General features: G+C 48.0%; 26 protein-coding genes and 1 riboswitch. Of the genes, 11 read left to right on the top strand and 15 right to left on the bottom strand.

The genetic code is table 11. From position 1 onward, the window contains the following. Positions 1–106 precede the first annotated feature (106 nt). From W04_RS18965 to sbcB, 4 genes are all read left to right on the top strand, one after another. A complete protein-coding gene (locus W04_RS18965; RefSeq protein ID WP_053910431.1) occupies positions 107–1,330 on the top strand; it encodes an HD domain-containing phosphohydrolase in 1,224 nt (407 codons plus the stop codon). A 138-nt stretch (positions 1,331–1,468) separates the two neighbouring features. Then, positions 1,469–1,744 carry a PepSY domain-containing protein gene (locus W04_RS07795; protein ID WP_197275950.1) on the top strand — a complete coding sequence of 92 codons (276 nt, stop codon included), beginning with the start codon at positions 1,469–1,471 and terminating at the stop codon, positions 1,742–1,744. Further along, positions 1,744–2,271, top strand: coding sequence for a cytochrome b/b6 domain-containing protein (locus tag W04_RS07790; RefSeq protein WP_053910429.1), 528 nt, complete (start codon positions 1,744–1,746; stop codon positions 2,269–2,271). Before W04_RS07795 ends, W04_RS07790 begins: the two co-directional genes overlap by 1 nt. A gap of 361 nt (positions 2,272–2,632) precedes the next feature. After that, positions 2,633–4,084, top strand: a complete 1,452-nt coding sequence (gene sbcB / locus W04_RS07785) for an exodeoxyribonuclease I (RefSeq protein WP_053910428.1) — start codon at positions 2,633–2,635, stop codon at positions 4,082–4,084. Positions 4,085–4,101: 17 nt separating this feature from the next. On the opposite strand, the gene W04_RS07780 is transcribed toward sbcB, so the two are convergent. Continuing rightward, positions 4,102–4,986, bottom strand: a complete 885-nt coding sequence (locus W04_RS07780; RefSeq protein ID WP_053910427.1) for an NAD(P)-dependent oxidoreductase — start codon at positions 4,984–4,986, stop codon at positions 4,102–4,104. Between the two features lie 97 nt (positions 4,987–5,083). Here W04_RS07780 and W04_RS07775 point away from each other — a divergent pair, with 97 nt between their 5' ends. Both W04_RS07775 and W04_RS07770 read left to right on the top strand, forming a co-directional pair. Continuing rightward, positions 5,084–5,596: a glutathione peroxidase gene (locus W04_RS07775; RefSeq protein WP_022945131.1), complete on the top strand. Its 513-nt coding sequence runs from the start codon at positions 5,084–5,086 to the stop codon at positions 5,594–5,596. Continuing rightward, positions 5,562–6,542, top strand: a complete 981-nt coding sequence (locus W04_RS07770) for a 2-hydroxyacid dehydrogenase (protein ID WP_053910426.1) — start codon at positions 5,562–5,564, stop codon at positions 6,540–6,542. The genes W04_RS07775 and W04_RS07770 overlap by 35 nt, the downstream gene beginning before the upstream one ends. An 18-nt stretch (positions 6,543–6,560) precedes the next feature. On the opposite strand, the gene W04_RS07765 is transcribed toward W04_RS07770, so the two are convergent. Continuing rightward, on the bottom strand, positions 6,561–7,883 hold the full coding sequence (locus W04_RS07765) for a sodium-dependent transporter (RefSeq protein ID WP_053910425.1): 1,323 nt from the start codon (positions 7,881–7,883) through the stop codon (positions 6,561–6,563). Positions 7,884–7,973: 90 nt separating this feature from the next. Here W04_RS07765 and W04_RS07760 point away from each other — a divergent pair, with 90 nt between their 5' ends. Next, positions 7,974–8,687: a 4'-phosphopantetheinyl transferase superfamily protein gene (locus W04_RS07760; RefSeq protein WP_053910424.1), complete on the top strand. Its 714-nt coding sequence runs from the start codon at positions 7,974–7,976 to the stop codon at positions 8,685–8,687. Here W04_RS07760 and lysC read toward each other — a convergent pair. The 7 genes from lysC to nhaD all read right to left on the bottom strand — a co-directional run bounded on the left by lysC (position 8,659) and on the right by nhaD (position 14,479). Next, positions 8,659–10,008 carry a lysine-sensitive aspartokinase 3 gene (gene lysC, locus W04_RS07755; protein ID WP_053910423.1) on the bottom strand — a complete coding sequence of 450 codons (1,350 nt, stop codon included), beginning with the start codon at positions 10,006–10,008 and terminating at the stop codon, positions 8,659–8,661. The two genes, W04_RS07760 and lysC, sit on opposite strands and share 29 nt — an antisense overlap. An 80-nt stretch (positions 10,009–10,088) precedes the next feature. After that, positions 10,089–10,261: riboswitch (Lysine riboswitch) on the bottom strand. 157 nt (positions 10,262–10,418) lie between these two features. Next, a complete protein-coding gene (locus W04_RS07750; RefSeq protein ID WP_053910422.1) occupies positions 10,419–10,892 on the bottom strand; it encodes a hypothetical protein in 474 nt (157 codons plus the stop codon). 300 nt (positions 10,893–11,192) lie between these two features. Next, positions 11,193–11,648, bottom strand: a complete 456-nt coding sequence (locus tag W04_RS07745) for a hypothetical protein (RefSeq protein ID WP_053910421.1) — start codon at positions 11,646–11,648, stop codon at positions 11,193–11,195. Between the two features lie 31 nt (positions 11,649–11,679). Next, positions 11,680–12,024 (bottom strand): hypothetical protein, encoded by a 345-nt coding sequence (locus W04_RS07740; protein WP_053910420.1) that lies wholly within the window; start codon positions 12,022–12,024, stop codon positions 11,680–11,682. A gap of 11 nt (positions 12,025–12,035) precedes the next feature. Further along, complete coding sequence (locus W04_RS07735; protein ID WP_053910419.1) at positions 12,036–12,572, bottom strand: peptidoglycan DD-metalloendopeptidase family protein; 537 nt, start codon at positions 12,570–12,572, stop codon at positions 12,036–12,038. Continuing rightward, a complete protein-coding gene (locus W04_RS07730; RefSeq protein WP_053910418.1) occupies positions 12,565–12,984 on the bottom strand; it encodes a GNAT family N-acetyltransferase in 420 nt (139 codons plus the stop codon). The genes W04_RS07735 and W04_RS07730 overlap by 8 nt, the downstream gene beginning before the upstream one ends. Positions 12,985–13,231: 247 nt before the next feature. Next, a complete protein-coding gene (gene nhaD, locus W04_RS07725; protein ID WP_053910417.1) occupies positions 13,232–14,479 on the bottom strand; it encodes a sodium:proton antiporter NhaD in 1,248 nt (415 codons plus the stop codon). Between the two features lie 314 nt (positions 14,480–14,793). On the opposite strand from nhaD, the gene W04_RS07720 reads away from it, so the two are divergent. From W04_RS07720 to W04_RS07705, 4 genes are all read left to right on the top strand, one after another. Then, positions 14,794–16,068 (top strand): hypothetical protein, encoded by a 1,275-nt coding sequence (locus tag W04_RS07720; RefSeq protein WP_053910416.1) that lies wholly within the window; start codon positions 14,794–14,796, stop codon positions 16,066–16,068. Then, a complete protein-coding gene (locus W04_RS07715) occupies positions 16,065–16,613 on the top strand; it encodes a hypothetical protein (protein ID WP_053910415.1) in 549 nt (182 codons plus the stop codon). Before W04_RS07720 ends, W04_RS07715 begins: the two co-directional genes overlap by 4 nt. Continuing rightward, positions 16,614–19,400 carry an ATPase gene (locus tag W04_RS07710; protein ID WP_053910414.1) on the top strand — a complete coding sequence of 929 codons (2,787 nt, stop codon included), beginning with the start codon at positions 16,614–16,616 and terminating at the stop codon, positions 19,398–19,400. 68 nt (positions 19,401–19,468) lie between these two features. Then, a complete protein-coding gene (locus W04_RS07705; protein WP_157576342.1) occupies positions 19,469–19,942 on the top strand; it encodes a hypothetical protein in 474 nt (157 codons plus the stop codon). A gap of 211 nt (positions 19,943–20,153) precedes the next feature. Here the strand turns inward: W04_RS07705 and W04_RS07700 are convergent, their stop codons facing one another. The 6 genes from W04_RS07700 to W04_RS07675 all read right to left on the bottom strand — a co-directional run bounded on the left by W04_RS07700 (position 20,154) and on the right by W04_RS07675 (position 26,130). Continuing rightward, a complete protein-coding gene (locus W04_RS07700) occupies positions 20,154–20,846 on the bottom strand; it encodes an aspartate/glutamate racemase family protein (RefSeq protein WP_053910412.1) in 693 nt (230 codons plus the stop codon). Between the two features lie 3 nt (positions 20,847–20,849). Further along, entirely contained in the window at positions 20,850–21,536 is a 687-nt protein-coding gene (lepB, locus tag W04_RS07695; protein ID WP_053910411.1) for a signal peptidase I, read from the bottom strand. Positions 21,537–21,695: 159 nt separating this feature from the next. Next, a complete protein-coding gene (arsJ, locus tag W04_RS07690) occupies positions 21,696–22,889 on the bottom strand; it encodes an organoarsenical effux MFS transporter ArsJ (protein WP_053910410.1) in 1,194 nt (397 codons plus the stop codon). 9 nt (positions 22,890–22,898) lie between these two features. Next, positions 22,899–23,903, bottom strand: coding sequence for an ArsJ-associated glyceraldehyde-3-phosphate dehydrogenase (locus W04_RS07685; RefSeq protein ID WP_053910409.1), 1,005 nt, complete (start codon positions 23,901–23,903; stop codon positions 22,899–22,901). Positions 23,904–23,914: 11 nt separating this feature from the next. Further along, the gene (locus tag W04_RS07680) at positions 23,915–24,247 is read right to left on the bottom strand and encodes a metalloregulator ArsR/SmtB family transcription factor (protein WP_053910408.1); all 333 of its coding nucleotides are present in this window, start codon (positions 24,245–24,247) and stop codon (positions 23,915–23,917) included. A gap of 89 nt (positions 24,248–24,336) precedes the next feature. Next, complete coding sequence (locus tag W04_RS07675) at positions 24,337–26,130, bottom strand: HAMP domain-containing sensor histidine kinase (protein ID WP_053910407.1); 1,794 nt, start codon at positions 26,128–26,130, stop codon at positions 24,337–24,339. Between the last annotated feature and the right edge of the window lie 3 nt (positions 26,131–26,133).

Here is a 26,133-nt window from a genome sequence, read left to right as displayed (position 1 = left end):
AGATGCTCACCGCGTGTCGTAATATTGTATTATTATGCAGATATAGTGAACAGTAAAATGCGACGAGTATAAAAATGGGTTCATCGCACATTTTTAAGAGCAGTACATGAGAGGGCTAAGTCGAAATCAAATAGTTGGCCTTTATGCTGTTATTAGCACTCTTTGGATAGTTTCCAGCGATTGGTTATTGGCATTAGTATGGGGAGACTTTGAGGACTCGTTGGCGCTTTCTATTGGCAAAGGAGTGAGTTTTGTCCTGCTAATGTCTGTGGCCTTACACTTGTTACTGAAGAAGCTCAATAACGCTCAAACCTTGGTCTCTGCCGCCAAAAGCGATGAGCAACTGCTCCTGTACAAATTACCCAACTACTTTAAACACATGCCTATTGTCACCTACGCCATTGAGGTGTCTGCTCAGCGCAGCCAAACCGTGTGGGTGAGTGACAATGTCACCAAAGTGCTGGGATACCAAGCTGAGCAAGCAATGGCCATAGGTTGGTGGTCGAAAAGTCTACACCCAGACGATAAACTCCGTGCTCAAGAAGAAAGTCATCGTATTATCGGCGCCGGTGGCGGACACCACTATTACCGTATCAAGCACAAAGATGGCCACTATATTCATATTCACGACGAAATGCACTTAGTGAGCGGCTCTCACCCGCAGCGCTATATTGGTATTTTGTGCGATATTAGCGCCGAGGAAGGCGCACTTAATCAGGTAAGACACTATTCTAGCCGGTTGGAAAATACCGTACTTGGCACGGTTGAAGCTATCTCGAGCATGGTTGAACTGCGCGACCCCTACACGGCTGGCCACGAGTCCAGAGTGGGTGATTTAGCAGTGCAAATTGCTAAACAAATGCAGCTCAACGCCGACACTCAATACGGTTTACGCATTGCAGGCTTAGTGCATGATATTGGCAAAATCAGCATCCCCTCTGAATATTTGACCAAACCCACGCGCTTAAGCCACAGCGAGTTTGCCATTATTAAAACGCATGCTGAGCATGGCTATCAAATTTTAAAGAGTATTCCTTTTCCTTGGCCTATCGCCCAAGTGGCTTATCAGCACCATGAGCGCATTGATGGCAGCGGCTACCCGCAAGGCTTGAAAGGCGAGGATATTTTGCTTGAAGCGCGCATTATTGCCGTTGCCGATGTGATTGAATCAATGGCCACATCTCGGCCGTACCGCCATGCGCTGGGACTGGACGCAGCCCTTACGGAAATAGAAACCAACGCCGGTAAATTATATGACCCCCAGGTTGTTAACGCGGCATTGAGCTTATTTCGTGAGCAAGGCTACCAGCTTTCGCAGCCCACCAACTAAGCTTGGCAACGCTGATAGTGTTTTTGGCTTGTAGGCGGCATTAGACAATTTGCATATTTATTGATCAAGCGCATTGATCATCTGACCCAGGTTTGTTTTAGTGATACAACAGCAAAAAAGGAGAAATGGGTTATGTATATTAAACGAGCTCTTTCGCTTACAGCAGCGATGTTAATACTATCTGGCTGTGGCGTTGCCAATGATGTCACCGTCTGTACTGATGCGCCGCAAAGCCAATGGCTGGATCAAAGCGACTTTAAAACAACACTGCAAGCCAAGGGCTATAGCATCAATGAGTTTAAAGTGACCGATGGCAGCTGCTATGAAATTTATGGCACCGATAAAGATAACAACAAGGTAGAAATTTACTTTAATCCAGTCGACGGCTCGGTAGTTAAACAAGAAGCGCACTAGTGAGCAGCACAATTAAAATATGGGACCCGGTGGTACGTATCGTCCATTGGTCCCTCGTTGGCATCTTTATTACCAATTACTTCATTATTGAAGCTGGTGGCTCGTGGCATCAGTGGCTAGGTTACAGCGCTGCCACCCTGGTGTTACTGCGACTAATTTGGGGCCTCTTTCCCTCGGGCTACGCCCGTATTCGCGCAGCCGCTATCAACCGCGCTGCGATAAGCGCGCACATCACTCACCTCAAAGAGCGCCAGATCCCCACCGAATCGGGCCATAACCCTATTGGCTGGCTAATGATATTTGCAACTTGGCTGCTATTTATTGCACTTGCCGTTACTGGGTTTATGCTTGAGGAAATCGATGCCCTATTCGGTAACTCGCTACTGCAAGACTTCCATGCCTTGGCAGCTAATACCCTGTATGCCATCGCCATTATCCATATTATTGCGGTTATCGTGGTTAGCTGGTGGGGGCGCATCCCGCTAATACCACCCATGATCACCGGGCAACGCAAAAAGCGCGACTAGCCTTTGGCGAATAGGTTGAAAGCTTAAATAAACGAGCTGTTTACACGCGTTTTATAGTGAGTGTCTTTAGGCTCCCATTCCCCGTTATGGCCCTAAACACTCATTTAGCAAGTTAAACAGGCGAGCTGGATAGTTACCTTTATTCTTAAATCAGCTCAATGTGTTAGTATGCCTAGTGCATATTCTTTGCCGAGCAATTTGCATCATCGTATGCCGCTAAGCAGCGTTAAAAATAGACACCTTTTTCGCGGAAAAGTATACACATATTTATACACACAGCGCGACGATTACGAAGACACATAATAACAACAGGCAAAGTAGTAAAGCAGCAAAACACTGATTTATATGGAAAAGCAATAATATGGCAGAACTCAGAAACGACAATGACCAGAGTACAATCTACTGGCACGATTATGAAACTTGGGGGGCAAACCCGCAAAAAGATCGTCCCAGTCAGTTTGCTGGTATTCGCACCGATTTAGATCTGAATATCATCGGTGAGCCGCTTATTGAGTATTGCCGTCCGGCGCCGGATTATCTGCCTCACCCCGAGGCCTGTTTAGTCACAGGGATCACGCCGCAGCATGCGCTGCGCCATGGCCTTAATGAAGCAGAGTTTATCGCTAAAATTCATGACGAATTCGCCCGCCCGAATACCTGTGTGGCCGGTTACAACAGTATTCGTTTTGATGATGAGGTTAGCCGCTACACTTTATACCGTAATTTTTATGACCCTTACGCTCGTGAATGGCAAAATGGCAATAGCCGTTGGGATATTATTGATTTAGTACGTGCCTGTTATGCCCTACGCCCGCAAGGTATTAACTGGCCGCAAAAGGAAGATGGCAGCGTCAGCTTCCGCCTTGAAGACCTAACCAAAGCCAATGGCATTGAGCACGCCGATGCCCACGATGCCCTGAGCGATGTAAAAGCCACAATTGCGCTGGCAAAACTGATTAAAGACACGCAGCCCAAGCTGTATCACTTCTTTTTCTCGTTGCGCCATAAAAAAGCGCTGCTTGATTTGGTGGATGTTTATAACATGACGCCGCTAGTGCATACCTCTTCGCGTATTCCTGCAAGCCAAGGCTGCACGACTTGGATTGCGCCAATGAGCTTTCATCCCAGTAATAAAAACGCGGTGGTGTGCTTTAATTTAACGCAAGACCCGCAACCGCTGTTGGATTTAAGTGTCGAGCAGTTACGCGAGTATCTCTATACCCGTCATGATGAACTGCCTCCTGGGCAAGCGCCGATTGGCTTAAAACTAGTGCATGTGAATAAATGCCCTATTCTTGCCCCCGCGAAAACCTTGTTGCCAGAGAACGCCGAGCGTTTGGGTATCGATCGCGAACAATGTTTAGCCCACTTAAAGGTACTAAAGGCCCACCCCGAATTACGCGATAAGGTCGCCGAAGTGTTTAACGACACGCGCCAGTTTGCTGATACTGGCAACCCCGACTATCAACTTTATAGTGGTTTTATCAGCAACAGTGATAAGGCCAAGTTTGATATTATTCGCGCCACTGAACCCATGCAGCTCGCCGGTTTAGACATAGACTTTGAAGATGATAAATTCACCACCTTGCTATTTCGTTATCGCGCCCGTAATTGGCCGGAAACGCTGACCCCCAGCGAGCTTGACTCGTGGCGAAAGTACTGTCAAAACAAGCTGATGAATGGCGAGGACAGCCCTTCTATCGGCGCGCAAGACTTCATGCTCAGCCTAGAAAACCTAGTGCACGAGAATGAAGGCAATGAGCGCAATATGGCGGTGCTCAAAGCCCTATACCACTACGCCCAAAGCCTTTAGCTTGTGGGCGTATACCGCTACTTACTGGGGTTCAGCTTTTCCAACCGCGCCAGTAAGCTGGAGGTATCAAAACGGCCACCGCCCATAGCTTGTACGTCACTGTAGTATTGATCCACCAATGCCGTAAGACCTAGGCTAGCCCCGTTATTGCGCGCCTCATCAAGAGCAATACCTAAGTCTTTGCGCATCCAATCAACGGCAAAACCAAACTCATATTCTCCTTGCCACATGGTTTGATGGCGATTCTCCATTTGCCAAGACCCGGCTGCCCCCTTGGCGATGGTCTCTACCACCTTGTCGCCATCGAGCCCGGCTTTTTTCGCAAAATGTAAACCTTCTGCCAGGCCCTGTACCACACCGGCAATACAAATCTGATTTACCATTTTACAGAGCTGGCCGCTGCCGATATCACCTTGTAATTGGCTAAAGCGACTATAGGCTGCCATCACTGGCTGCACCTTGGCAAAAGCCGCATCGCTCCCGCCACACATCACGGTTAGTACGCCATTTTCGGCGCCCGCCTGGCCACCAGAGACCGGCGCATCAATAAAGGCAATACCTTGGGCTTTCGCAGCGTCACCCAACTCCCTGGCAAGCTCGGCGGAGGTGGTGGTGTGATCAACCAGCAAAGCTCCCTCGTGCATACCCGCCAGCGCCCCGTGTTCACCATAAATCACGCTGCGCACATCATCGTCATTACCAACACATACAAACACAAAGTCTGCGCCTTGGGCCGCTTGTTCTGGCGTTGCAGCACTGCGCCCGCCATATTGCTCTACCCACTGCTGCGACTTTGACGCTGTACGGTTGTATACACACACATCAAACCCTGCTTGTTGCAGGTGCCCGGCCATGGGGTAGCCCATGACGCCTAAACCGATAAAGGTACACATTTTTGACATAATTTTGACCTATTTGCCTGATAGCCTCGAGAAAACGCAAAAAAGTATAACAAAGGCATCGTACAAAAACGCCTTGTTTTGAGTTATGGAGCTCACAATGGATAGTATTTACCATTTCAATGCCACCCTCATCGATGGCACGCCCTATTCATTTAAACAGTTACAAGGACGCGTTGCACTCATTGTAAACACCGCCAGTACCTGTAACTTTAGTAATCAATATAGTGCGTTGGAGCGTGTTTTTAGCGACTACCAACAGCGGGGCTTAGTGGTATTGGGATTTCCTTGCAATCAATTTGGCCGCCATGAGCAAGGCTCAAATGAGGATATAAAAGCCTTTTGCACCAGCACATTTAATGTTAGCTTTCCATTGTTTAGTAAGGTAATGGTCAACGGTCCTGACGCCCACCCGCTGTTTAATTATTTAAAAGAACACACTCGGGGCATTGCACAAAACCGGGCAATAAAATGGAATTTCACTAAATTTCTAATAAACTCTCAGGGCCAACTGGTGAACCGCTACGCACCTCGGACCAAACCCGATACCCTTCGTGCGGTAATAGAGAGTCAACTTGATGAAATTAGCCCTATTCAGCTCGCAAAGGTATGAGCAACACGCATTCAGCGAACATTGTCCAGATAACGTTGAGGTCCACTTCTTTGATGCTCAGCTTAATGAGCTAACTGCCTCGCTGGCGCAAGGGTGCGACAGCGTGTGCGTATTTGTAAATGACGTGGCCAATAAGCAGGTGCTCGATAAGCTCAACGAGCTAGGTATTAAGCTGGTTCTACTGCGCTGTGCAGGTTTTAACAACGTTGATTTAGACCACGCCGCACGCTTAGGTATTGAGGTTGCACGGGTGCCCGCCTACAGCCCAGAGGCTGTGGCAGAGCATTGTCTCGCCCTGATCTTGACCCTATCGCGTAAAACCCACAAAGCCTATAACCGTGTTCGTGAGGATAACTTCGACCTCAACGGCCTGCTGGGTTTTAACTTACACGGCAAAACCGTGGGGCTTATCGGGTGCGGTAAAATAGGGCTGGCGCTGTGCCGTATACTGAACGGTTTTGGCGCCAAAGTATTGGTTGTCGACCCAGCAAAACCTGAAGGCGACTTTACCCTGGTTGATAAAGCCACATTATTAGCGCAAAGCGATATTATCAGCTTGCATTGCCCCTTAACCGAGCAAACCCACCATATTATAAATAGCGACGCACTGCGCCACATGAAACGCGGCGCTATGTTGATTAACACCGGGCGCGGCGCGCTACTCGATACTAAGGCCTGTATCAATGCGCTAAAAAGCGGTCAGCTTGGGTATTTGGGGTTAGACGTGTACGAACAAGAGTCGGAGTTGTTTTTTAAAGACCGCTCAGAGGAGATTCTTCAAGATGATGTCTTCGCCCGCCTGCTCACCTTCCAAAATGTGTTGATCACTGGGCATCAAGGATTTTTCACCGAAGAAGCGTTGCAGCAAATCGTGCAAACCACCTTTGATAATTTACTGCAATACGCCAAAGGTGAAGCGCTAACCAATCGCGTTTGCGCTCCTTAAAACATAAAGTGGCGCTGGCTATTTCAGCGCCACATTAATAAACACGGCGGTCATCAGCACTGGACATACTAAGCGTATATACCAGCGCAGCGCCACAATACTCATCTTGTCAGATTGCGCTAATTGATTACCACGACGCCACACCCAGCCGAGGGTAAGAAAGTAGAACAATCCCATCAAAGGCAACTGGTACTGAGTAAATACTTGGATCACTAAGCCAAACAGCCAATCGAAGTTAAATACGATGGTGAGCGATGCCAACATCACTACGGCGCTAACCAGCCAAGTGGCTGCTTTACGGCCGATACCATGATTTTCCAGCAAAAACGCCACTGGGATCTCGGTCGAAGAAATGGTCGAGGTCAGCGAAGCAATAGACATGAGAACGAAAAAGGCCAAAGCAATCACCAGCCCCATGCTGCCCATGGTATTAAACAATTGCGGGAGCACCGCAAAGATCAGTTGCCCTTCGCCAATGAGTTTGCCGTTTTGGAATACTTCCACGCCATTGTGGCTGGCGACAAAAATCGCGGGCACAATAAGCAGGCCGGCCAAAAACGCCACCGATGTATCAAGGGCGGCCACACTCAGGGTCAGCTTGCCGATATTAGCCCCAGGCTTTAAGTAAGAGCCGTAGATCATCATGCACCCTACCCCCAGCGACAATGAGAAAAACGCTTGTCCCATGGCAGCAATGATTAAATCTGGGTCCCACACCTTAGTGAAGTCAGGTTGCAGGTAATTACTAAAGCCTTCACCGGCGCCGGGTAACGAGCCGATGTAGAAAATCAAGCCAACTAACAGCACCAAAAGCAACGGCATTAATCGCCGCGACCAAGCTTCAATCCCTGATTTAACCCCTTTTAAAATAATGCTTGCAGTTAACACCAACATCAACGGCGTGAAAATAAGGTTACGGGCAAGAGAGTCGCCACTTAAAAATGCGGCAGCGTCATTCATACCTAGCATCTCGCACAGCGGCGCCAAGGCATGGGCCAACATCCACCCAGCCACGATAGAATAAAAGCTCAGCATGACAATGGCTCCGGCTAAACCGATATAACCAGCCCCTGCCCCTATTTTTTCCGCTTTTGGTTGCCAAGCACGTTTAAGTGCTTGTACCGGGTTGGCTTGAGCGGCGTAGCCCAAGTACAGCTCAGTGAACAGTGCCGGTAGTGCCAAGGCAAAGATGACAATGAAATACACCAGTAAAAAAGCACCGCCACCGTAATTCGCTGCTTGAGTTGGAAAACCCCAAATATTACCTAGGCCTACTGCTGCACCAGCTGCCGCTAGTACAAAACCTATACGGCTTTGGAAACCGTCACGCTTATTCGTCATTCGCAGGGATATCTGTTATTGTTTTGCCGCTATTAAATCATAATTACCCGTAACAAAGTAGTCATAGCCACGCTTATCGGAATGTCCTTGATGCTAAACCCTGCCTATTGCTTTTCACCTTTACCGACCGATACCGAGCAACATGCCAAGCACAGCGACGTGGTGTTGCTTTATTGTGCTAAAGCGCACGGTGAATTAGATGACTCACATTTGCACCGTACAGAGCAAGCGGTCTTAGCAAAGCGTAAAAAGACGCAGGCGCAGCAGGAGTATCGCGCCACACGCTGGGCCATAAAACAGCTTGCGCGACAACTATACCCGCAGTATCGCGACTACCCTCTTGCTGCTTGGTGCAGTGAATTTGACGTTGACCAGGCGCAGCTGATATTGAGCATTGATGGTCATCCTCTCGATGCACGGGTGGTCATCAGCCACGCTCATGGCCACATTGCTGTAGCAGTGACGCGGGGTTCAGTCTTATTAGGTGTGGATATTGAGAAAATAGACAACTCTCGCGCCTTTAAGAAGCTCGCAGCGCACTATTATCCCGAGGCCGAGGCAAGAGATATTGGCAGCGATGTTGAGACCTTTTTCCGAGTTTGGACATTAAAAGAAGCCTACGCAAAAGCGACTAAGCAACCTATTGCCACCTTGTTAGGCCAGCCCATTTTGGAACTTATCGCCGCCCTTGATGGCCAGGTGTATTGTCAGGAGCTATTTGCCGGGCACTTTGATATCAGTCTTATCACCGATACGCAGCGCCCGGTGCTTACTGTTAATCTTCCAGCAGCTGTTGATGAATAGTTTGCACCACTGCATCAGACTGGCTTTGCTCAACTAAGAAGCACAGGTTATGTTTCGATGCGCCGTGACAAATGAGGCGAATATCAAACTCACTGAGCACCTGCATTAAATTCAACTCGCTCTGGCGCAGCACAATCTCCGAGCCAATTAACGCCACCAATGTGAGGTTATTCTCAACTGACACATGACAAAACTCGCTTAAACGCTCAAGAGCTTGTTGATCCAGCTCCGGCCGGCTGGCATTCGGGGCATTATCGAGCGTCAGTGCGACACTTATCTCCGAAGTCGTGACCAAATCAACGGAAATGTTATGCTCACTCAAAATAGTAAACACCCGCGCTAAAAAGCCGCTCGCTAGTAACATTTCTGGGCTTTTCAGGGTCAAGAGAATTTGGTTTTTACGCTGAGTCACTGCGCGAACACCCGCTAAAGTATCTCCTTGTGGCGTTTTTTGTATCCACGTCCCGCCTCCTTGTGGTTCGCGACTGGAGCCGACAAACACACTGATGCCACTGCGTGCAGCAGGTAAAATAGTCGCTGGGTGTAAGACTTTAGCGCCAAAGGTTGCCATTTCGGCGGCTTCGTCAAAGCTTAAGTAGGCAATGGGTGCGGCTTTGGCACAGACTCTGGGGTCGGTGCTGAAAATACCGACCACATCGGTCCAAATATATACGCTGTTCGCGCCAATCGCCTCGGCTAGTAGGGCCGCGCTGTAATCCGACCCCCCGCGCCCTAAGGTAGTGGTATCGCCATAGTCATCACTGCCCATAAAGCCCTGAGTGACAACCACTTGATCTTTAAGCAACGGCAGCAATTGGGCATGGGCTTGCTGCGCTGTTGTTTTAATATTGGGCTGGGCTTTGCCAAACTGACTATCTGTTTTGAGCACAGAACGCACATCAAAGCGCGTTGCCGCCACGCCATGTTCGCGTAATACCTGAGTAAACAAATAAGAAGAGAAACGCTCGCCAAAACTCAGTAGCTCATCGCTGTGAGCGCTCGATTGTGGTGCTTGCTCAGCACTGCTGCGAAAGGCGCTCAAGGTGACATCAAAGCCGTGGGCTAAATCGGCATCAAGGCTAACATATTCGAGAATATTAAGCTGGATAGCGATCACCCCATCAATGTGCGCTTGGCGCTGCTGAGGCGTTAATGCACTTTGGCATAACGCTACAAGGTGATTGGTGACCCCGGCACTGGCGCTGACGACCACCACACGCACATTATTATTAGCAGCGATGATTTGTGCACACCGGCTCATAGCGCCATAATCGGCTACTGAAGTGCCGCCAAACTTGGCGACAGAATATTCCTGATTCATTATCTCTCCGAGATGAAAAACGAGTTATTTTTCAAATACAATCAGGAGAACTTGGCAAGACTAAAAAGGTAAGAATGTCCATTGCCAGAAGCCCTCCACCCCTACAGGTGACAGTTCCGAGGATTCAGCCTCAAGAACCGAAAGCCATTGCGACGCACAATGCACTTCCTCGGCGATAGTCTCCCTCATAAACGGTCATTGGCGGTCGTCGGCCTCACGTTTACTACCTAGCTATCGCACCTCTTCTGCGACACATTCGGTCTTGAGACCAAATGTGAATCAGCAATGTACCTAGCAGACGGCTAGAAGTCAATATCACACTTCACTGGATGGTGTTCTGGCGGTTAATGATTGCTTGGATACACAGGTTGGCCGCAGCCTGCCTGTGTATTGCCTATTATGGATTCTCATTAAGGTTGTATGGGGCAATGCTCACCATCAACTGGCACCCAAACAGTTCGCGTTTCCATACGACAATTATATTCGACGGTTTGCTCTTCTTGTTGAGTGAAATAGGAGTTGTGTTGATGCATATACACGCCACCGGGAGCCTGGCCAGAAGGTCCGGCAATTGTCCAGTTTGCAGGGCAACTTTGTGTTGATAATACAACGCGAGTTTCCCACTCTGGCGCATCGCTATTAGGAGCCGGAGCAGTAAGCCTGTAGTGACAACGTTTGTAAGAAACGTCTACTAACTCGGTTCTATAATCACAGACTCTCACTAATCGCTCGTCCCAATACCCTCCACAATTTGCACTGTTTACTTGGGTATCATAGAAGGTATTGTAGTCTGTTACTTTTATTTGTGAGCTAGATGCAAATACATCATTGGCCACGAAAAAGAGCAAGGCCACCACACAAGCTGATAAAATTTTTTGTCTCATTTTTATTTCCTTAACAATAGGTTGGAAACAAAAATGCTACATAAAACCATCATTTATATAAACAAAAACTGAGTTGATTATTTTTCACCCAAACCACTATTACCTTATCGACAATAAATAAACCTAAACACCTCTTCTTCATTAAAAATGCCAACGTTGTAATTCCTTAATTACGCAACAATCAATTTATAAAAACTTTATTTCAAGAAATAAACGCCTCATATTGTGTGCAAAATAAAGTTACCTTTTCTGTGAATAAAATCGTCATGAAATAAGCTAATAGTGAGCACTCGCCAATATCTAAGAAAACTGACTACTGTCCTCAGTCATGCGCACCACCAAGCCTTGGGCCACTAAAAAATGATAAAGCTGTAAATCAGCTATCAGGTCACTTGAGGAAAGCTCAAAGTCTTGAAAAGTTTTATTGTGATAGCGAAAACGAACAATATGTTCATAACGCTGGTGCTGGCAGTAAATCACCTCTTTGACATCAGCGAGCTTTATCGGCGTATCAAGTAAGTTCAGCACCCCATGCTCAACAAATATGGCACTACAGCGTATGGGCTCGATGCTCCATTGATACTGGGCACTGAGCATAAAGCTAAATATCAACACCGATATCGCTTGCGCCCAAAAGCTCTGCTCCATCATAAAGTTAATAAAAAACAGTACATAGATAAACAGTGCACCGGTGTATAAAGCGCGGGTGATCACCGCACGCGTGGCAAATTGCTTTTTGCGGGTAAGTTGACTCACTGGGGTCTTCCTTGTTTGATGAAAACTGAATTTAGTGGCTGTAGGCAGACGGTTGTTTTATTAGCCGTTCATTGTCAACGACCATAGTCCATTGACCGTCATTGTTGTTCGGTGGCTCGTTGACGATGAAGGTGGTGCTGAAAAAACCAATGCCAACACTGAAGTCGTCACCCTCGAATGATTGCAACGGCCCTTCCACTGAGGTAGATCCCCCGTTTTTATAGCGTTTATAGGCCACTGTGCCATCTTCGAGAATCAATAAGCTCATGCTTGGACTTTGCCAGTGCCCGACATAATCGCGCTTTTGCACAGGGACGGGTTCTGCGCAACTACATAGCAGTAGAATAAACGCCAAAGCCAGTAATACTAATCGCATCCGTTGCTCCGTTAGTTATCGAAATAAGTTATAGGGTTGAGGTAGAAGGCTTTCTTGACGCCTTGGGGGGCGCTGTCAATAAGCCAAAAGTAAGGAATTAAAGTCACCAATGAGTAGTGTAAATGAGCAGCTTTACCTTGGGCATTGCCGCTGGTGCCAACACTGCCTATTTGCTCACCGCCACTAAACCAACGACGATCGCTATCACTGAAGCTGTCTAGATGAGCATAATAGTGTAATCGCCATTTTGGTCCGAGGGCGATAATCACATTGCCGCCCTTTGGCCACTGTCCACGATAAATCACCAAATGATGTGAAGCGGCCACCACATCAGTACCTTTATTGGCAAAAATATCGACCCCTTTATGCACCCCAGAGCTTCCCCAAGGTTCATACCAAAAAGTATCTTGATGCCAATCAGCGCTACTTGCCCCATGCACGGGAATAGTCACCGGCTCGGGCACAAGAAACGCGAATATAAAACCAAACAGTAATGCCGCCAAAACTAACCTCCTTGTTCTTTTTAAGTACCGTATCGGCTTACTCATGAAGCTGTTTGCTCATAAAATACTTTTTGCCGTTAAGCGGATATTGCTGTTGCACCCATTGTGTTTCATAGCCATGGCGCTCATAAAACGGTTGCGCCTGAAAATCCAAGGTATCGAGCAGCACATACGTGCACCCGCGCGCCTCAGCGGCTTGTTCTATGGCAGTGAGACACTGTGAGCCGATGCCTTGCCCACGTAATGTGTCACTCACCCAAAGATAATCCAATAGCAACCAATGACCAAAGGTACGGCCACTGGCTCCGGCTTTTACTTCGCCTTGTTCATCGCGCCAGCTAACCGCTAAAGGCTTACGTTCTACATTTTGCCAATGAGCCCAATTGTATTGGCTGATTTGCTGAGCAATAAAGTCGAGTAAGTCTTGTTCTGGATTCTGTATTACTTCTAACGTCATACGACCTCTGAATACATAGATGCAATTAATTAAACACCGATATAAAAAGCGAAGCTTACAGAGAAAGGAAATGTTTTGCAGCGATCAACGACCAGTTCTAAGAACCAAGGTGCACATCACTGCTAATAACTAAAAAATTGGCGCCAATCCTTTTTACCGTGTAATCGCAATCCATGCCTATATGTGTGCGTTATGAGGGCCAAAATAAAGGCCCTCGTGCTGTCAATGATATACCACTTTGTAGTACTTAAACAAACGTACCCATCATGTAGGCTCCGCTGTAACCTACTGAATAAGCAATTAATAAGTACACCGTATTGCGTAGATAGCTCATAAAGGTAAGGTCACGCACCTTACTCATGGCAATGATCCCTGCCGCCGAGCCGATAACCAGCATCGACCCACCCACGCCGGTGGCATAGGTAAACGCGAGCCAGTCGCGGGTTTGCATGTGAATGTCCGCTTTTAATAACGCTGCGGTCAGTGGCACATTATCCACCGCTGCCGAGAGTATGCCCATCAAGTAGTTGGCTTGATTTGGTGCCAATACTTCATACAAGTGGGTAAATTGCGCCAGCACCCCAACCTCTTTTAGCGCGCCGACCAACAGCAACACACCGACAAAGAACAGTAAGGTGTCGTATTCAATTTCACGAATATAGTCGATGATTTTTTTATTCACGTCTTTTTTACGCATCAAGAACTGGGCGCTTAGGAACATCACCGAAAGCCCGAACAAAAAGGTCAGCAAAGGCGGGATGGAATACAGCACACTCATGGTTAGAGTACCGACAATGGTGGAGATAAAAATCGCCGCAATGGTGATATCGGTCTTTTCTATCGCTTTAGGCTCGCCCAAAGCGAAGCTCACTCGACCATTCATTTTCATCGATAACAACGCAGCGAGTACAATAACGCTCAGTGCTGCTGGGGCCACTAGCAGCAGTAAGTTGGCGATGGTGACTTTATCAGCAAGGAAGATCATGAGCGTGGTGACATCACCAGTAATAAGCGACACCCCCCCTGAGTTAACCGCGAAGATGATTAACGTGGCGTACTTGACCAGTTTGCGCCCATCTAACTTCAACGACATCACCACCGCCAGCGACACTAAGGTTGCGGTGATATTGTCGGAAATCGACGAGAACAAAAAGGCAAAACCAGCAATCAGGAACATTAATTTACGCTCACTGATTTCGCTGGGCAATACGCGTTGCACTAAGTTTTGAATGAACCCTTTGGAATTGAGATAGGCAACAAAGGTCATTGCCGCCATTAAAAATAGCCAAAGGGTGGCAATTTCTAAAATATTCTCATTGAGTTCATGCTTAATGTGGTCGAGGGAGTGACCGTTTAGTGGGGAGATAAAGAGGATGATCCAGCACAGGGTGCCGAAAAACAGCGTGGTTTTGGCCTTATTCACGTGGATGACATCTTCCACGACAATAAGCACAAAGGCCACGGCAATGAGCGTCAAGATGAGCGCACTGACCATTTTTGGTATTTTTCCTTGCTATAGGCGAATAGAACAATACTGCTAAGTTTACTGCCCGTATGCACACACCCGCGCTACAAAAAACAAACTTAGGAGTACCCTGGGTTAATTGTCAGACCAATAACAGGTTTTTGGTCTGCAAGCGGCGCGAATTCTAACACCGCTTATGTCCCGGGGCTATTACCAAATACGCTAATATGACAATTTTTTTACTCCCCCCGTGTAAAGCTTGCGCAACGGCGCAAAAGCTGTTTTACCCTTAGTTCGCTTTCGTTATAATCGCTCCCCATTGCCAAGCACAAAGAATACATAACATGATACTAGCCAAGCGCGTTCTCAATACGCTGACAGAGCTATGGCCGGTGCTGGAAACTCTGATCAAACGCTACAAGATGGGCGATTTCAGTATTAAAGAAGTGCAGAGTATAGTGAAGCAGCACTTTCCCCACTATTCCGGCGCGCAAATATACAAAGAAACTAACCGCCTACTCAATCAAGATATCTTGGTGCTCTTGGCCAAGTCTTCGCAGTTGGAGATTAACCGCGCCATTAGTGATTTTGCCGCTTACTTGCTGCAAGATGAAAGTCTCGGTGTGGCCGCAGAGATTCACGTTTTGGTGGAGGACCTGCAACGCTTAAGCACTAAATTGGCACAAGCGGTAGATGATGCTGATTACATGGATATTAGTCGTTACAGCCGAATTATGGATGAACGGGTTCGCAAAATCGTTAAGCTCTATCGACATAACGAAAATGCCATTTACAACTTGGTTGAACAAGCCAAGTCTGACGCCTCGCACTTGTCGCTGGCAAAACGCTACAAAGCCGTTATTGAAGCATTCGATGAGTACATCGAGCCGATGTTAGCCATGCTCGATATTAACGGCCCATTTCAGCTGTGCTTTGATGCCATTGAGCAGGGCCTCAGCACGCACTTGTACACGCTAAAGCAAAGTGGCCGTGACAGCGCCAGTATTCGCATGCTTGAGCAGCTGCGCACTCGTATCCTCGATATGCATCAAGTGGGTCAGCAAAGCTTGCGCCACAGCGCCGATATTCTTATGCCACTGCGTGAGGAGTTACGACAAAACACACTGATCACCCGTCAGGCAGCAAAAGTACTGGCACACATACGAAAGCGCGGGTTAGACACGGTTATGAGTGCCCATCAGCCATTTTTTGCCTCCGATCCGATGCGCCACCAGCTCGGCAGTCATGCTCAGCTAACAGCCTATATGGCAGGGTTGGCTGAATTTGAAGAGCACGACTTTGAGCTACCCGATGGCGACCAAGCTGCGCCCTATACACCGCCAGCGATCCCCGCTTATGGCGATGTGCGCGCTTTGTTTAAAAGCAACAATAAAAAGCGCGCAGGCAAACAACAAGTTATCGATGTACTCACTGGCTCCTACCCAGAACTAGAAGCCGATGAGCTACTTTATTTGTACCAAAAGCTTATTAACGACGCGAGCTTAGCACTCGAGCAAGATACCCACCCCGAACAAAAGACCTTCGCTGGCAAGCGCTTTACCTTGTACCCCTTCGTTGCCGCCAGCGAGCCCACTAATGAGAGTAATGACCCGGTATGAGTCAGATTGATTTATCGCAGCTAACGCAACTGCATTACATTAACAAAAAACTAGTCAGTGGCTATCACATCAGCGAGCAAGACAACTTGGCCTGGCAAGAGCTAGACCAACAGTTAGACCAATACGAGCTGTTATTTACGGCCTTAGGCCACACCCTAGTGCATGATGCGCGAGGCTTTTATTACTTTGCAATGGATGAAGGCACTGCCAATATGGGCAAAGTATCGCGGACCATCGCGCTTTTTATCTACACCTTAATCGAACATTACGCCAATGCCGGTAAAGACCCAATGCGTGCACTATTCGACAGTGAAGTGGATTTAGAGCTATGCCAAGAGTTGGTATTACACAACAAGGTGCTGTTCGACCAACTGGAGATTTTCTCTGGCACCGAACTGCGCAAAGACGTGTTAATGCGCATGGTGCGCTTAGGGCTATGCAAAGAAAAAGACCATGCCTTTCGCCTGCTCGCGCCTATCCATCGCTATTTAGATGCCTTATTAGAAGTAAACAGTGATGCGCTAGAAAGCGCCGAGGAGCTATAAATGCAGCAGTTACACGGATTAAGCAAACTCGCCTTGTTAAATACTGCTGGCTATGCCAAGTGCGTTATCCCCTTACATAAAAGTAGCTCCATATGTGCCCCTAATAACACCGGAAAAAGCTCGGTCATTAATGCCTTACAGTTTCCTTTGATTAACGATTTGCGGCTCACCGAGTGGGATGGCCATGACTTAGAGGAAACCCGAAAGTTTTATTTTGCCTCCGACCAATCCTACATTTTATTGGAGGCCGATCTTCCCCATGGCAAAGTGGTCATCGGCGTTGCTGGGCTGGGTAAAATAGCGGGTTTCGCTCATCAGTACTTTTGCTATAACGGCGCTTTAAATTTAGAGGATTTTACCGACAATAAACGCATCGTTAAGTACACCCGGTTATTTAAGCATTTACAAGACAAAGGCTACCAGCCGCTCGAGCTTAAGGCGCAAGAGCTCAATGCCTTGCTGATTGGCGGTGCTACACCCTTTGACGGCGATATTAACTTACGCATGATCCCGCTTAATAATGTCAGCGACGCGCCTACTTACAAAGAAATTTTTCGCCGTATGCTTAACCTTCATAAGCTCGGGGCCGGCGATGTTAAACGCTTTATGCTGCGTGTGTTTGAACGTCATATGTCCAACGCCCATGTAGACTTCTACGAAGTGTGGCAACGCGCCTTTGATAAGGTTAACCGAGCCCGCCGCGAGCTCAATGCCTTAGAGACCATGCAAGAGCCCATTGCCGCCTTGGAAAATATGCTGGAACATCAAAGCGCGCTCAAGGGGAAGCTGGGCGCCTATGGGCCGAAAATAGATGTTGCCTTGGGCGAGTACGCCGAGTACTTCGAGGCGCAAAATGACGAGCTCAATGAGCAACTCTCGGCCATTGAGTCGCAAAAGCACGAGTTTGAGCAAAAGCAGCGTTTATATGTGCAACAATCTCGGGATATTGAGCGCAAAATTACCGAACTCAACGCCTGGTTTAGTGATTTCGATGCTCTGCATCATGAGTTTGAACTCGCCAACAGTGATACCTTACACAGCGAGCTCAAAGCACTGAAAGGTGAATATGAAACCCTTAGTCACTCATTGAAAAGCGCCGAAGGACAAAGCTTACACACCTTAGATTTCCGTATTAAGGAAACGCAAAAGCAAATCAAAAGCCTGAAATTGCAACTCAAAAACCTTGAGTACAACCTGTTTACTCGCATGCGCGAAGATTTATCGCTTAAAGAGGTTGAAGAAATTTCGCGTATTTTAAACCCAGACTTGCTCTCTTTTGCCACCACCAGCGGCGGCGAAATTAGCATTGACGATGAGCACGCCTTTGGCGACTTCTTAACCCTGTTGAGCGAGGCGATACGCGGCGGTGAGTTAGTGCTACCCGGTGCCACCATCAAGCTTAAAAAACTGCCTGTGGTGCAAATGCAAAGTGGCGCCGATAAAGCGCAGCTCACCGAGCAATTGCAGTCATTGGAGCATTCATTAACTGATTTAAAAGCGCAGCGTGACGTAGCCGCCGATGTCGCCGGCAAACAAGCTGAGCGTGATGCCCTTTATGAGCAGTTGATGGCCCAGGAGGCGGCATTAAAGCGCTATGAACAATACCAGGTGATGCAGCGCTCGCAGCAAGCGCAGCAGGCACTGATGGAGACCCTGAACGGTGAACAAGAAGAGGTGGATGGTTATCTCAGCGAGGTACAGCAAAGTGCAGCGGGGATTGCCGATAGCCGCGCGATTGTGAACTCCAAGATTGAAGCCCTGGCACGACAAAAGGCACGCTTAGAGCAGGTTAAAAGCGAGCGTATCGACCACACGTTAGATGTTGTAGGCGGTAAGGTGACGCCGTACTTAATCGACATTAACTTTGATTTTGATTCACTGGCTGACACCATTCATACCTTTAACAAAGATTGTCAGGAGCTGCGCAACTTCGATATTAATATTCGCAACACCTACTTACACATCTACAATGCCGGGATTACCAAGTTCGACAACGAAAGCGATGAGCTGAGTAAATACCAAAAGCTCATCAGTGCCTATCACAACATTGATAACGAACGCGAAGCCGTCAACCGCCAAGCCCGTGTGGCCCTCACCGAGGTAGCGGCAACGATCAAAGGGTTACGCCAAGACCTGGATAGGTTAACGGCAGAGATGCGGTTGTTTAACGATGGCATCAGTGAGCAGCAAATCTCTAATCTGCAAGGCTTTAAAATTGATGTACTGCCTAGGCAGATGCTAGTGCAAAGCATTGATACCATTTTGGCGACCTCTGATCTGTATGAACAAGGTGACAGCCTTGATTTGCTCTCAGAGCAGCATATCAACGAGTCGCAGGTGAATGAGGCGAAAGATCAGTTAATTAAGCTCGCCTCGGAAAAGGCGGGGCTGACATTGAGTGATTTATTCGATATTCGCTTTCAGGTGATTAATCGCGCTGGCGAAACCGAATACTTCGATAAAATAGACTCCGCTGGCTCCAATGGCACCCGTATCACCATTAAACTGCTATGTGGCATGCTATTTATACGCCATTTGCTATCCGACAAAGAAAAAAGCTTGTATCGCGTGCCTTTATATATTGATGAAGCGGCCGATATTGACCCACAAAACCAACAAGCGATCATTGAAACCGCACTGAGCTTTGGCTTTGTGCCTATTTTTGCTTCGGTGAAGCCGCAAATAAGCTGCGACTATATCGTCCCGATTCGCACCCTAGGTGATGGTAAACAAAACTGGGTTGACGAGCGTGATTGGATTAAAGTAGAGCAAGACCAAGCTAGCTAAAAAATGACTGCGATGGAAGGCACTTATTTCTGTCGCCTTTAAATTAGCTATCACGCTGGGAGCATAGAGTGAGAAAAGGATTTTTGTCTTTGTTAGTCGCGGCGTTTTTGCCGCTTAATTGCAGTTATGCTGGGCAAGCGCCAAGCCCGAGTGTGCTTGACGCCCAGCAAAGTTTTTTGCAAAGAAGTGTACAACAAACCCCCTTTAGCGCAGTGGTGCTCGTGCACAGCGTCAGCAGTATTGCCGATGATAAGGCGCTGATGTGGCATATCTACCGTGGCGAGATTATCACCCCGATACGGGGGCAACAAAGTGGTGATATTAGCTACGCGATGGCGGTGGAAAAAGGCGAAGAAGCGGTGCTCCCTGCAACTCCGGTGTTACTAACACTGTGCTTAAACGATGATGATAGCATCCCTAGCGACTTCTATTGGCCAGGCACAGGAGCCGAATTTGCAACAACCCCCGAGCTACTCCAAGTTGCTCAACTAGCGGGCGCTAACAGTGACAACGACCAAAAAGAGTTTGCCATGTGTGATTAGCTCATCTATGGCATATTGATAGTCACTCACATCCATAGCAGCACAACGGCACGCTCACCATGCAAGGCATGCGGCAGTATACGAGGGTGCTGCTGTGCATCTGCCTACTGATAATTTTGCTATCAACTTCATATCGCTTGTAAAGTTAGCAAACCCCATGATGGGTGGTTTTTGTCATGAATATCATTGACAAGGCAGAGCGCCCCTCTATTTAGCGCAAGGCAAAATTGACCGCCGCTTGCGCATGCAGTGCCGTGGTGTCAAATAATGCCATGGCGGTGTCTTGTTGCTTTAGCAACAACCCGATTTCTGTACACCCTAAGATGACGCCTTGAGCTCCTTGGTGGCCGAGCTCAGTGACAATATTTAGGTAATCAGACTTGGCCTGCGGACATATATGCCCTTTACACAATTGCTGGTAAATCACCTCGTGAACGCGCTGGCGCTGCTGAGCATTCGGCACTAGGACACTGATATTGAACTGCTCATACAAGCGCTGGCGGTAAAAAGGCTGCTCCATGGTAAACGCCGTGCCCAATAGACCTACGGTGGTAATCCCCTGTTGTTGCAGTGCTTCACCGACCGCATCAACAATATGCAAAAGCGGTATATCAATATGGGCGCTTACCTCATCGGCCACTTTGTGCATGGTATTGGTGGCGATAAGCACACAGTCAGCACCTGCACGCTGTAACTGTGTTGCAGCATAGCCGAGGCGCTCCGCCAGTTGCGACCACTGATTGTCGTGCTGTAGCTGCGCAATAGTGGCAAAGTCAACACTATTGATAATTAATTGAGCACTGTGCAAACCGCCTAATCGCTGCGCTACGCCTTGATTAATAAGTTGATAGTAACTTTGTGTACTTTGCCAGCTCATGCCGCCGATTATGCCTAGGGTGTTCATCGCTTACTCACTGTAGCTGTATAAGGATTCACCAAAGCGCTCTCGCTTAGGCAGGTAATAATGATCATAGTCCAAAGAAAAAGCCACATGATGAGCTTTCCCTTTTAACTCTCCCCGTGGCACTAAGCCATAGTAGCGAGAGTCGGCACTATTACGGCGGTTATCGCCCATCATTAAATAGTGATCGCTGGGGATGAGTATCGGCGCAAAGTTACCAGCATGCATGGCACGGGTTTTATCTATTCGAATGGCATGGGCGAGGTCACCGAGCAACTCGGTGGCAAATAACGCCTTAGCGTTCTCCTTTGTCACCTTATAACGCTGCGCCTGGCCATTGATAATTAACACCTCATCGTGCATGGCGATGATATCGCCTGGCACTCCCACAACACGCTTAACGAGTCTGTTATCAGCGGCCTTGGAATCGAACACCACAATATCGCCACGCGCAGGCTCGCCCATTCGTAACAGCGAGACATCACTAAAAGGGACGCGCAAATCATAGGCCATCTTATTTACGGTAATACGGTCACCCACTTCTATTGTTGGCAGCATAGAGCCCGTCGGCACGGTATACCAATCGGCAAAAGCGCTGCGAAATACCGACATGCCGATAATAAAACAGATAAATCCACGGTTGTTCTTAATTAATTGCGCAGCCCAATGGCGACGTTTAGCTGGTTGAGACATGGTTCACTCCTTTTTGCCTTAGGTGGGCGCGAGCACAAAAAGTTCGGCGAAAAATGTAAAAGAGTGTGTGCGGTTGACCCTGATAGCAAAACAAAACGGCCGTGCAGACAGCACAAAAAATATATCAACGCGGCCGCAAGCGAATGCTTGGCCGCGTATTTAAGCTATCTTTCGGGTCACCCACCAAGTGGCTATTTGCATCAATAGCGCGCTGACTAAACACGCCAGTAGGCCGCTTTGTTGGTATAACCACCCCGATAACACGGTGCCAATAAGCCTTCCCATGGCGTTGGCCATATAATAAAAGCCCACATCCAAAGACACCGCATCTCTGTCTGCGAGTTTGACGACCAGGTAGCTATGCAGCGATGAGTTAACCGCAAACACCGCGCCAAAACACAACAACCCGACCACCAAGACAAGATTTTGCACACTCTGGCTGGTGGCAAACAGCAACCACACCGCTATTAATAGCGCCGTTGTTAGCGTCAACAATGCACTAAATCCAGTTGCTTGGTGAAACACCGACACACGGGCATGACGGCTCAAGCGCGGCGCGATACTTTGCACTACACCGTAGCCGATAATCCACAGCGCCATAAAACTGCCAACCTCGGTGTGTTGCCATCCTAGCTCGCTAATAAAAAACACTGGTAAGGCCACCACAAACCAGACATCGCGAGAGGCAAAGAGCAACATACGCGCAGCTGCGAGGCGATTTAGTGCCGCGTTTTTAGAAAACAATTGCCGAAATTTAGGTTTAAACTTACTACGGCCTAAATCCTCGCCGAGCAGCAATGCACTGAGGATAAAGCCAGCACCCACCAAGACCATTAACGCAATTACCGCACCGCTAAAACCGAGTAACGACAGCAGCGCACCACCGGCAAAGTAGCCCGCTCCTTTTAAGGCATTTTTAGAGCCGGTAAGTAGCGCTATCCAACGGTACAAACGCCCTTGTTGTGAGTCAGTGACCACGGTTTTAATGGCACTTTTCGCGCTCATTTTATTGAGATCTTTAGCTATGCCGCTGAGTGCCTGCGCCGCCATCACCCAAGGCACACTGAGCCAGCTTTTATCCACTAACAACATGGCCAGAGCAATCAGTTGCAATGCCATGCCTATTTGCATGGTGCGATTGAGGCCGATACGGGCCCCAAGCCAACCTCCCACAAGGTTGGTCACCACGCCAAAAAACTCGTAAAACAAAAACAGCATGGCAATGGCCAAGGGCGCATAACCAAGCTGGTAGAAGTACAGAACCACCAGCATGCGCAAGGCGCCATCACTGAGCGTAAAAGCCCAATAATTTGCGGTGATCACGCCATACTGCTGAATTGGCGATGTATTCATAGCGGATCCCTACAGGCTATTGGCAACTTTGCGCATCAGCTCGGCGGTGCGATTGGCATACCCCCACTCGTTGTCATACCACAAGTAAAGCTTCGCCTGGGTGCCATTGACCACCATGGTCGATAGTGCATCGACGATGCTTGAACGCGGATCGGTGCGATAGTCTATGGATACCAGTGGCTTTTCTTCATAACCTAAGATGCCCTTGAGCTCGCCCTGAGCAGCCTCTTTAAACCAGGTATTTAACTCTTGTTCAGTGGTTTCACGGTTAAGCTCAAACACGCAGTCGGTGATCGACGCATTTGCCAAAGGCACTCGCACTGCGTGACCGTTGAGCTTGCCCTTCAGTTCAGGAAAGATATGGGTGATGGCTGTAGCCGAGCCAGTAGTGGTTGGGATCAGGCTCATACCGCAGGCGCGCGCTCGGCGTAAGTCCTTATGAGGGGCATCCAAAATCGTTTGCGTATTGGTGATATCGTGGATAGTGGTCATGGAGCCATGCTTAATACCAATTTTATCTTGCAACACTTTAACCACCGGCGCGAGACAGTTAGTGGTGCATGAAGCCGCTGTGACAATATCATGGCTATCTGGGCAATAAAGCGCATCATTAACGCCCATCACCACATTAAGGATACCTTGCTCTTTAACCGGAGCGGTGACCACCACTTTACGCACCCCTTGAGTGAGATACTGGCGCAGCAGTTCAGTTTTTTTCATTTTCCCGGATGCTTCGATAACAATATCGCACTGCGACCAATCGGTATCAGCAATGGCCTTATTGGCGCTGCATTGGATTCGCTGCTCATTGATGCACAGAGCCTCACCATCAGCGCTAACTGGGTATTGCCAACGTCCGTGCACCGAATCAAATTCCAATAAGTGCGCGAGTGTAGCAGCATCACCGGCAGGGTCGTTGATATGAACAAATTCTATTTCCGGCCAGTCATAGGCCGCGCGCAATACCAACCGGCCCATGCGGCCAAAGCCATTAATGCCTACTTTCAATGTCATGATTTTCTCCATTAATCGCAGCACGAAGGGCGATTATCCATTGCCTGTAATCGCGCCAGTGCATCTTCTATTAATTCTGCTTGGTTATTTAGCGTGGTGGTTATAACCTGCTGCCGCCACTGTGGTTGGGTGTCGTCAATACGATAATACACCCATTGGCGGTCTCGCCGTGTCGCCAATACTCCCGCCTCTTTTAGCAGCGCCAAATGGCGAGATATTTTCGGTTGGCTCAGTGCCAAGGCGCAAACCAACTCACACACACACAGCTCTTCTTGCTCGGCAATAAGTAAACACGTCTGTAGACGGGTATCATCACTGAGCGCTTTAAAAAAGTGTACAGCCATAGACTATATATACGAAATATCGAATATACCTAGCTTACTCTTAACGTTGGATATATGCAATAACATATATATGGAAACTTACATATGATCTATCCGCGCTGGATAGACTTAGGCGTGAAGGTCACATGCACGCTTAGACCTCGTTGCGGTAGGTTGTGCAAGGTGATTTGGCCATCTAAATTACTACGGACTAGGTTGTAGACAATGGCCAAACCCAACCCTGTGCCACCTTCATGACGCTTGGTGGTAATGAAAGGCTCAAATGCTTTGTTCAATAACGGCTCCTCAATGCCGGGCCCATTGTCTTCTATAAACAAGTGCAACGCGCCATTTTGCTCTTTCACTCTGATACCGACTTCCAGCGTGCGCCCGCTTGTCTTACCGTGCATCAAGCTATTGCGCACACAGCAGGTTATAATATGGGTCAGCGCTGCGGGTGAAGAAATTATCTCAAGCTGCTCATCAATATCAATGTGGTAGATAGCCACAGCCGAATCAAACTCAGACTGCAAACTAGTCATGATATGGCTCACAGTAGTGCGCACATTAAATAGACCTTCTTTGTCATACTGGTTTTGTGCCGCCATCATTTTAAATGTATCAATCAAACTAGCGCTGCGGTTGAGGTTATTTTCCAACAGCGCTAATGATTGCTCGGCGTTATCAATAAGTGCGCTGAGAGTATGTTTTTTCAACTTCCCGGAGGAGAAGTCTGTTTTCAGTAAGGAAAATTGGTCTTTCAACAATGACTGGCTAGTAATGGCAACGCCAATTGGCGTATTAAGTTCATGGGCAAAGCCACTAACCATACTCCCTAAACTGGCAAGCTTAGCCTCCTCGACCAGCTTATTTTGTGCGTTCGCTAAGCGTTCAAGTAGTTCTTCAATAAAGGCAAAGAGTTGATCGATATCCTGACCCAACCGCCCTATTTCATCACGTCCATCCAAGCCTGTGCGTGAGGAGAAGTCCTCTTCGTCCATGACTTGCCTGATTTGTCGGTGTAAGCGCGTGAGTGAATCATTGACGCGCATACTCAAAAGCTGCAAGAACGCTAACAGCACCACGGCAACAAGAACCACAACCACCAAGGTAGCAGTAATCGCAAGCAACGCATCATCGATTTGCGTTTGAGTATATTGAATATCGAGTCGCTGCAGTAGGTCCTCGATGCGGCTTTCCTGCTGCCTCAACGTCTGCCTTATCCCCTCATCACCATGCACACCAATGCGGTTAAACAGCGCCACCACTTCTGCAAAGTTTTGCCCATAACTTTTAAGTATACGAGACGCACTATTGCCTAGTTGCTGGCGCTCTATGAGGGTGAGGATGGCGTCATAATGCTGGCGATGCTGCGCCAGGTACTGGTCATCAAAGCGCATTAAGTAATCCTTTTCACGCCTTCTTAGCTCTAATACTTCGTTATTAAGTGTGACGTTGTTCTGCTCTTCGGCTAACTCTTGCAGTTTATGTGCTTGGGCACGAAAGTGCTGGCGTAGACCTTTATCCTCATTGAGTCCCATACGCGTTAACAAACTCACCAAGGTATTGAGGTGTGCGATGTATTCCTCTAGGGCTTGCTGAGTTTCAGTGATAAGTGCAGATTGGGCATGCGTTTGGGCATTAAAAGGGTTACTTAATTGCGCGGCAATATGACTGTCTATTTGCCGATGCAGTGCCTGCACGCTGGCTTCGTCGCGATTCAGTAACAGCTCGTTTTTTAATATCACTAATCGGTCTACAGAAGACTGATATTGCTGCACCTGACGCTGCACGTCAGTTAAGGTGTGCAAACTGAAGTAAACATAAGTTGTGGCGGCAATTAAGGAGCCAATAATGAGCACAGCTGAGCCCAAAAGCCAGGTTGCAAAACGTTGTAATTTCAATGT

It is taken from the genome of Pseudoalteromonas sp. SW0106-04, from assembly GCF_001293805.1.
Taxonomy (GTDB): Bacteria; Pseudomonadota; Gammaproteobacteria; order Enterobacterales; family Alteromonadaceae; genus Pseudoalteromonas; species Pseudoalteromonas ruthenica.
Note: the sequence above shows the minus strand (reverse complement) of the source record. Positions and strands in the feature narration are given on the sequence as shown.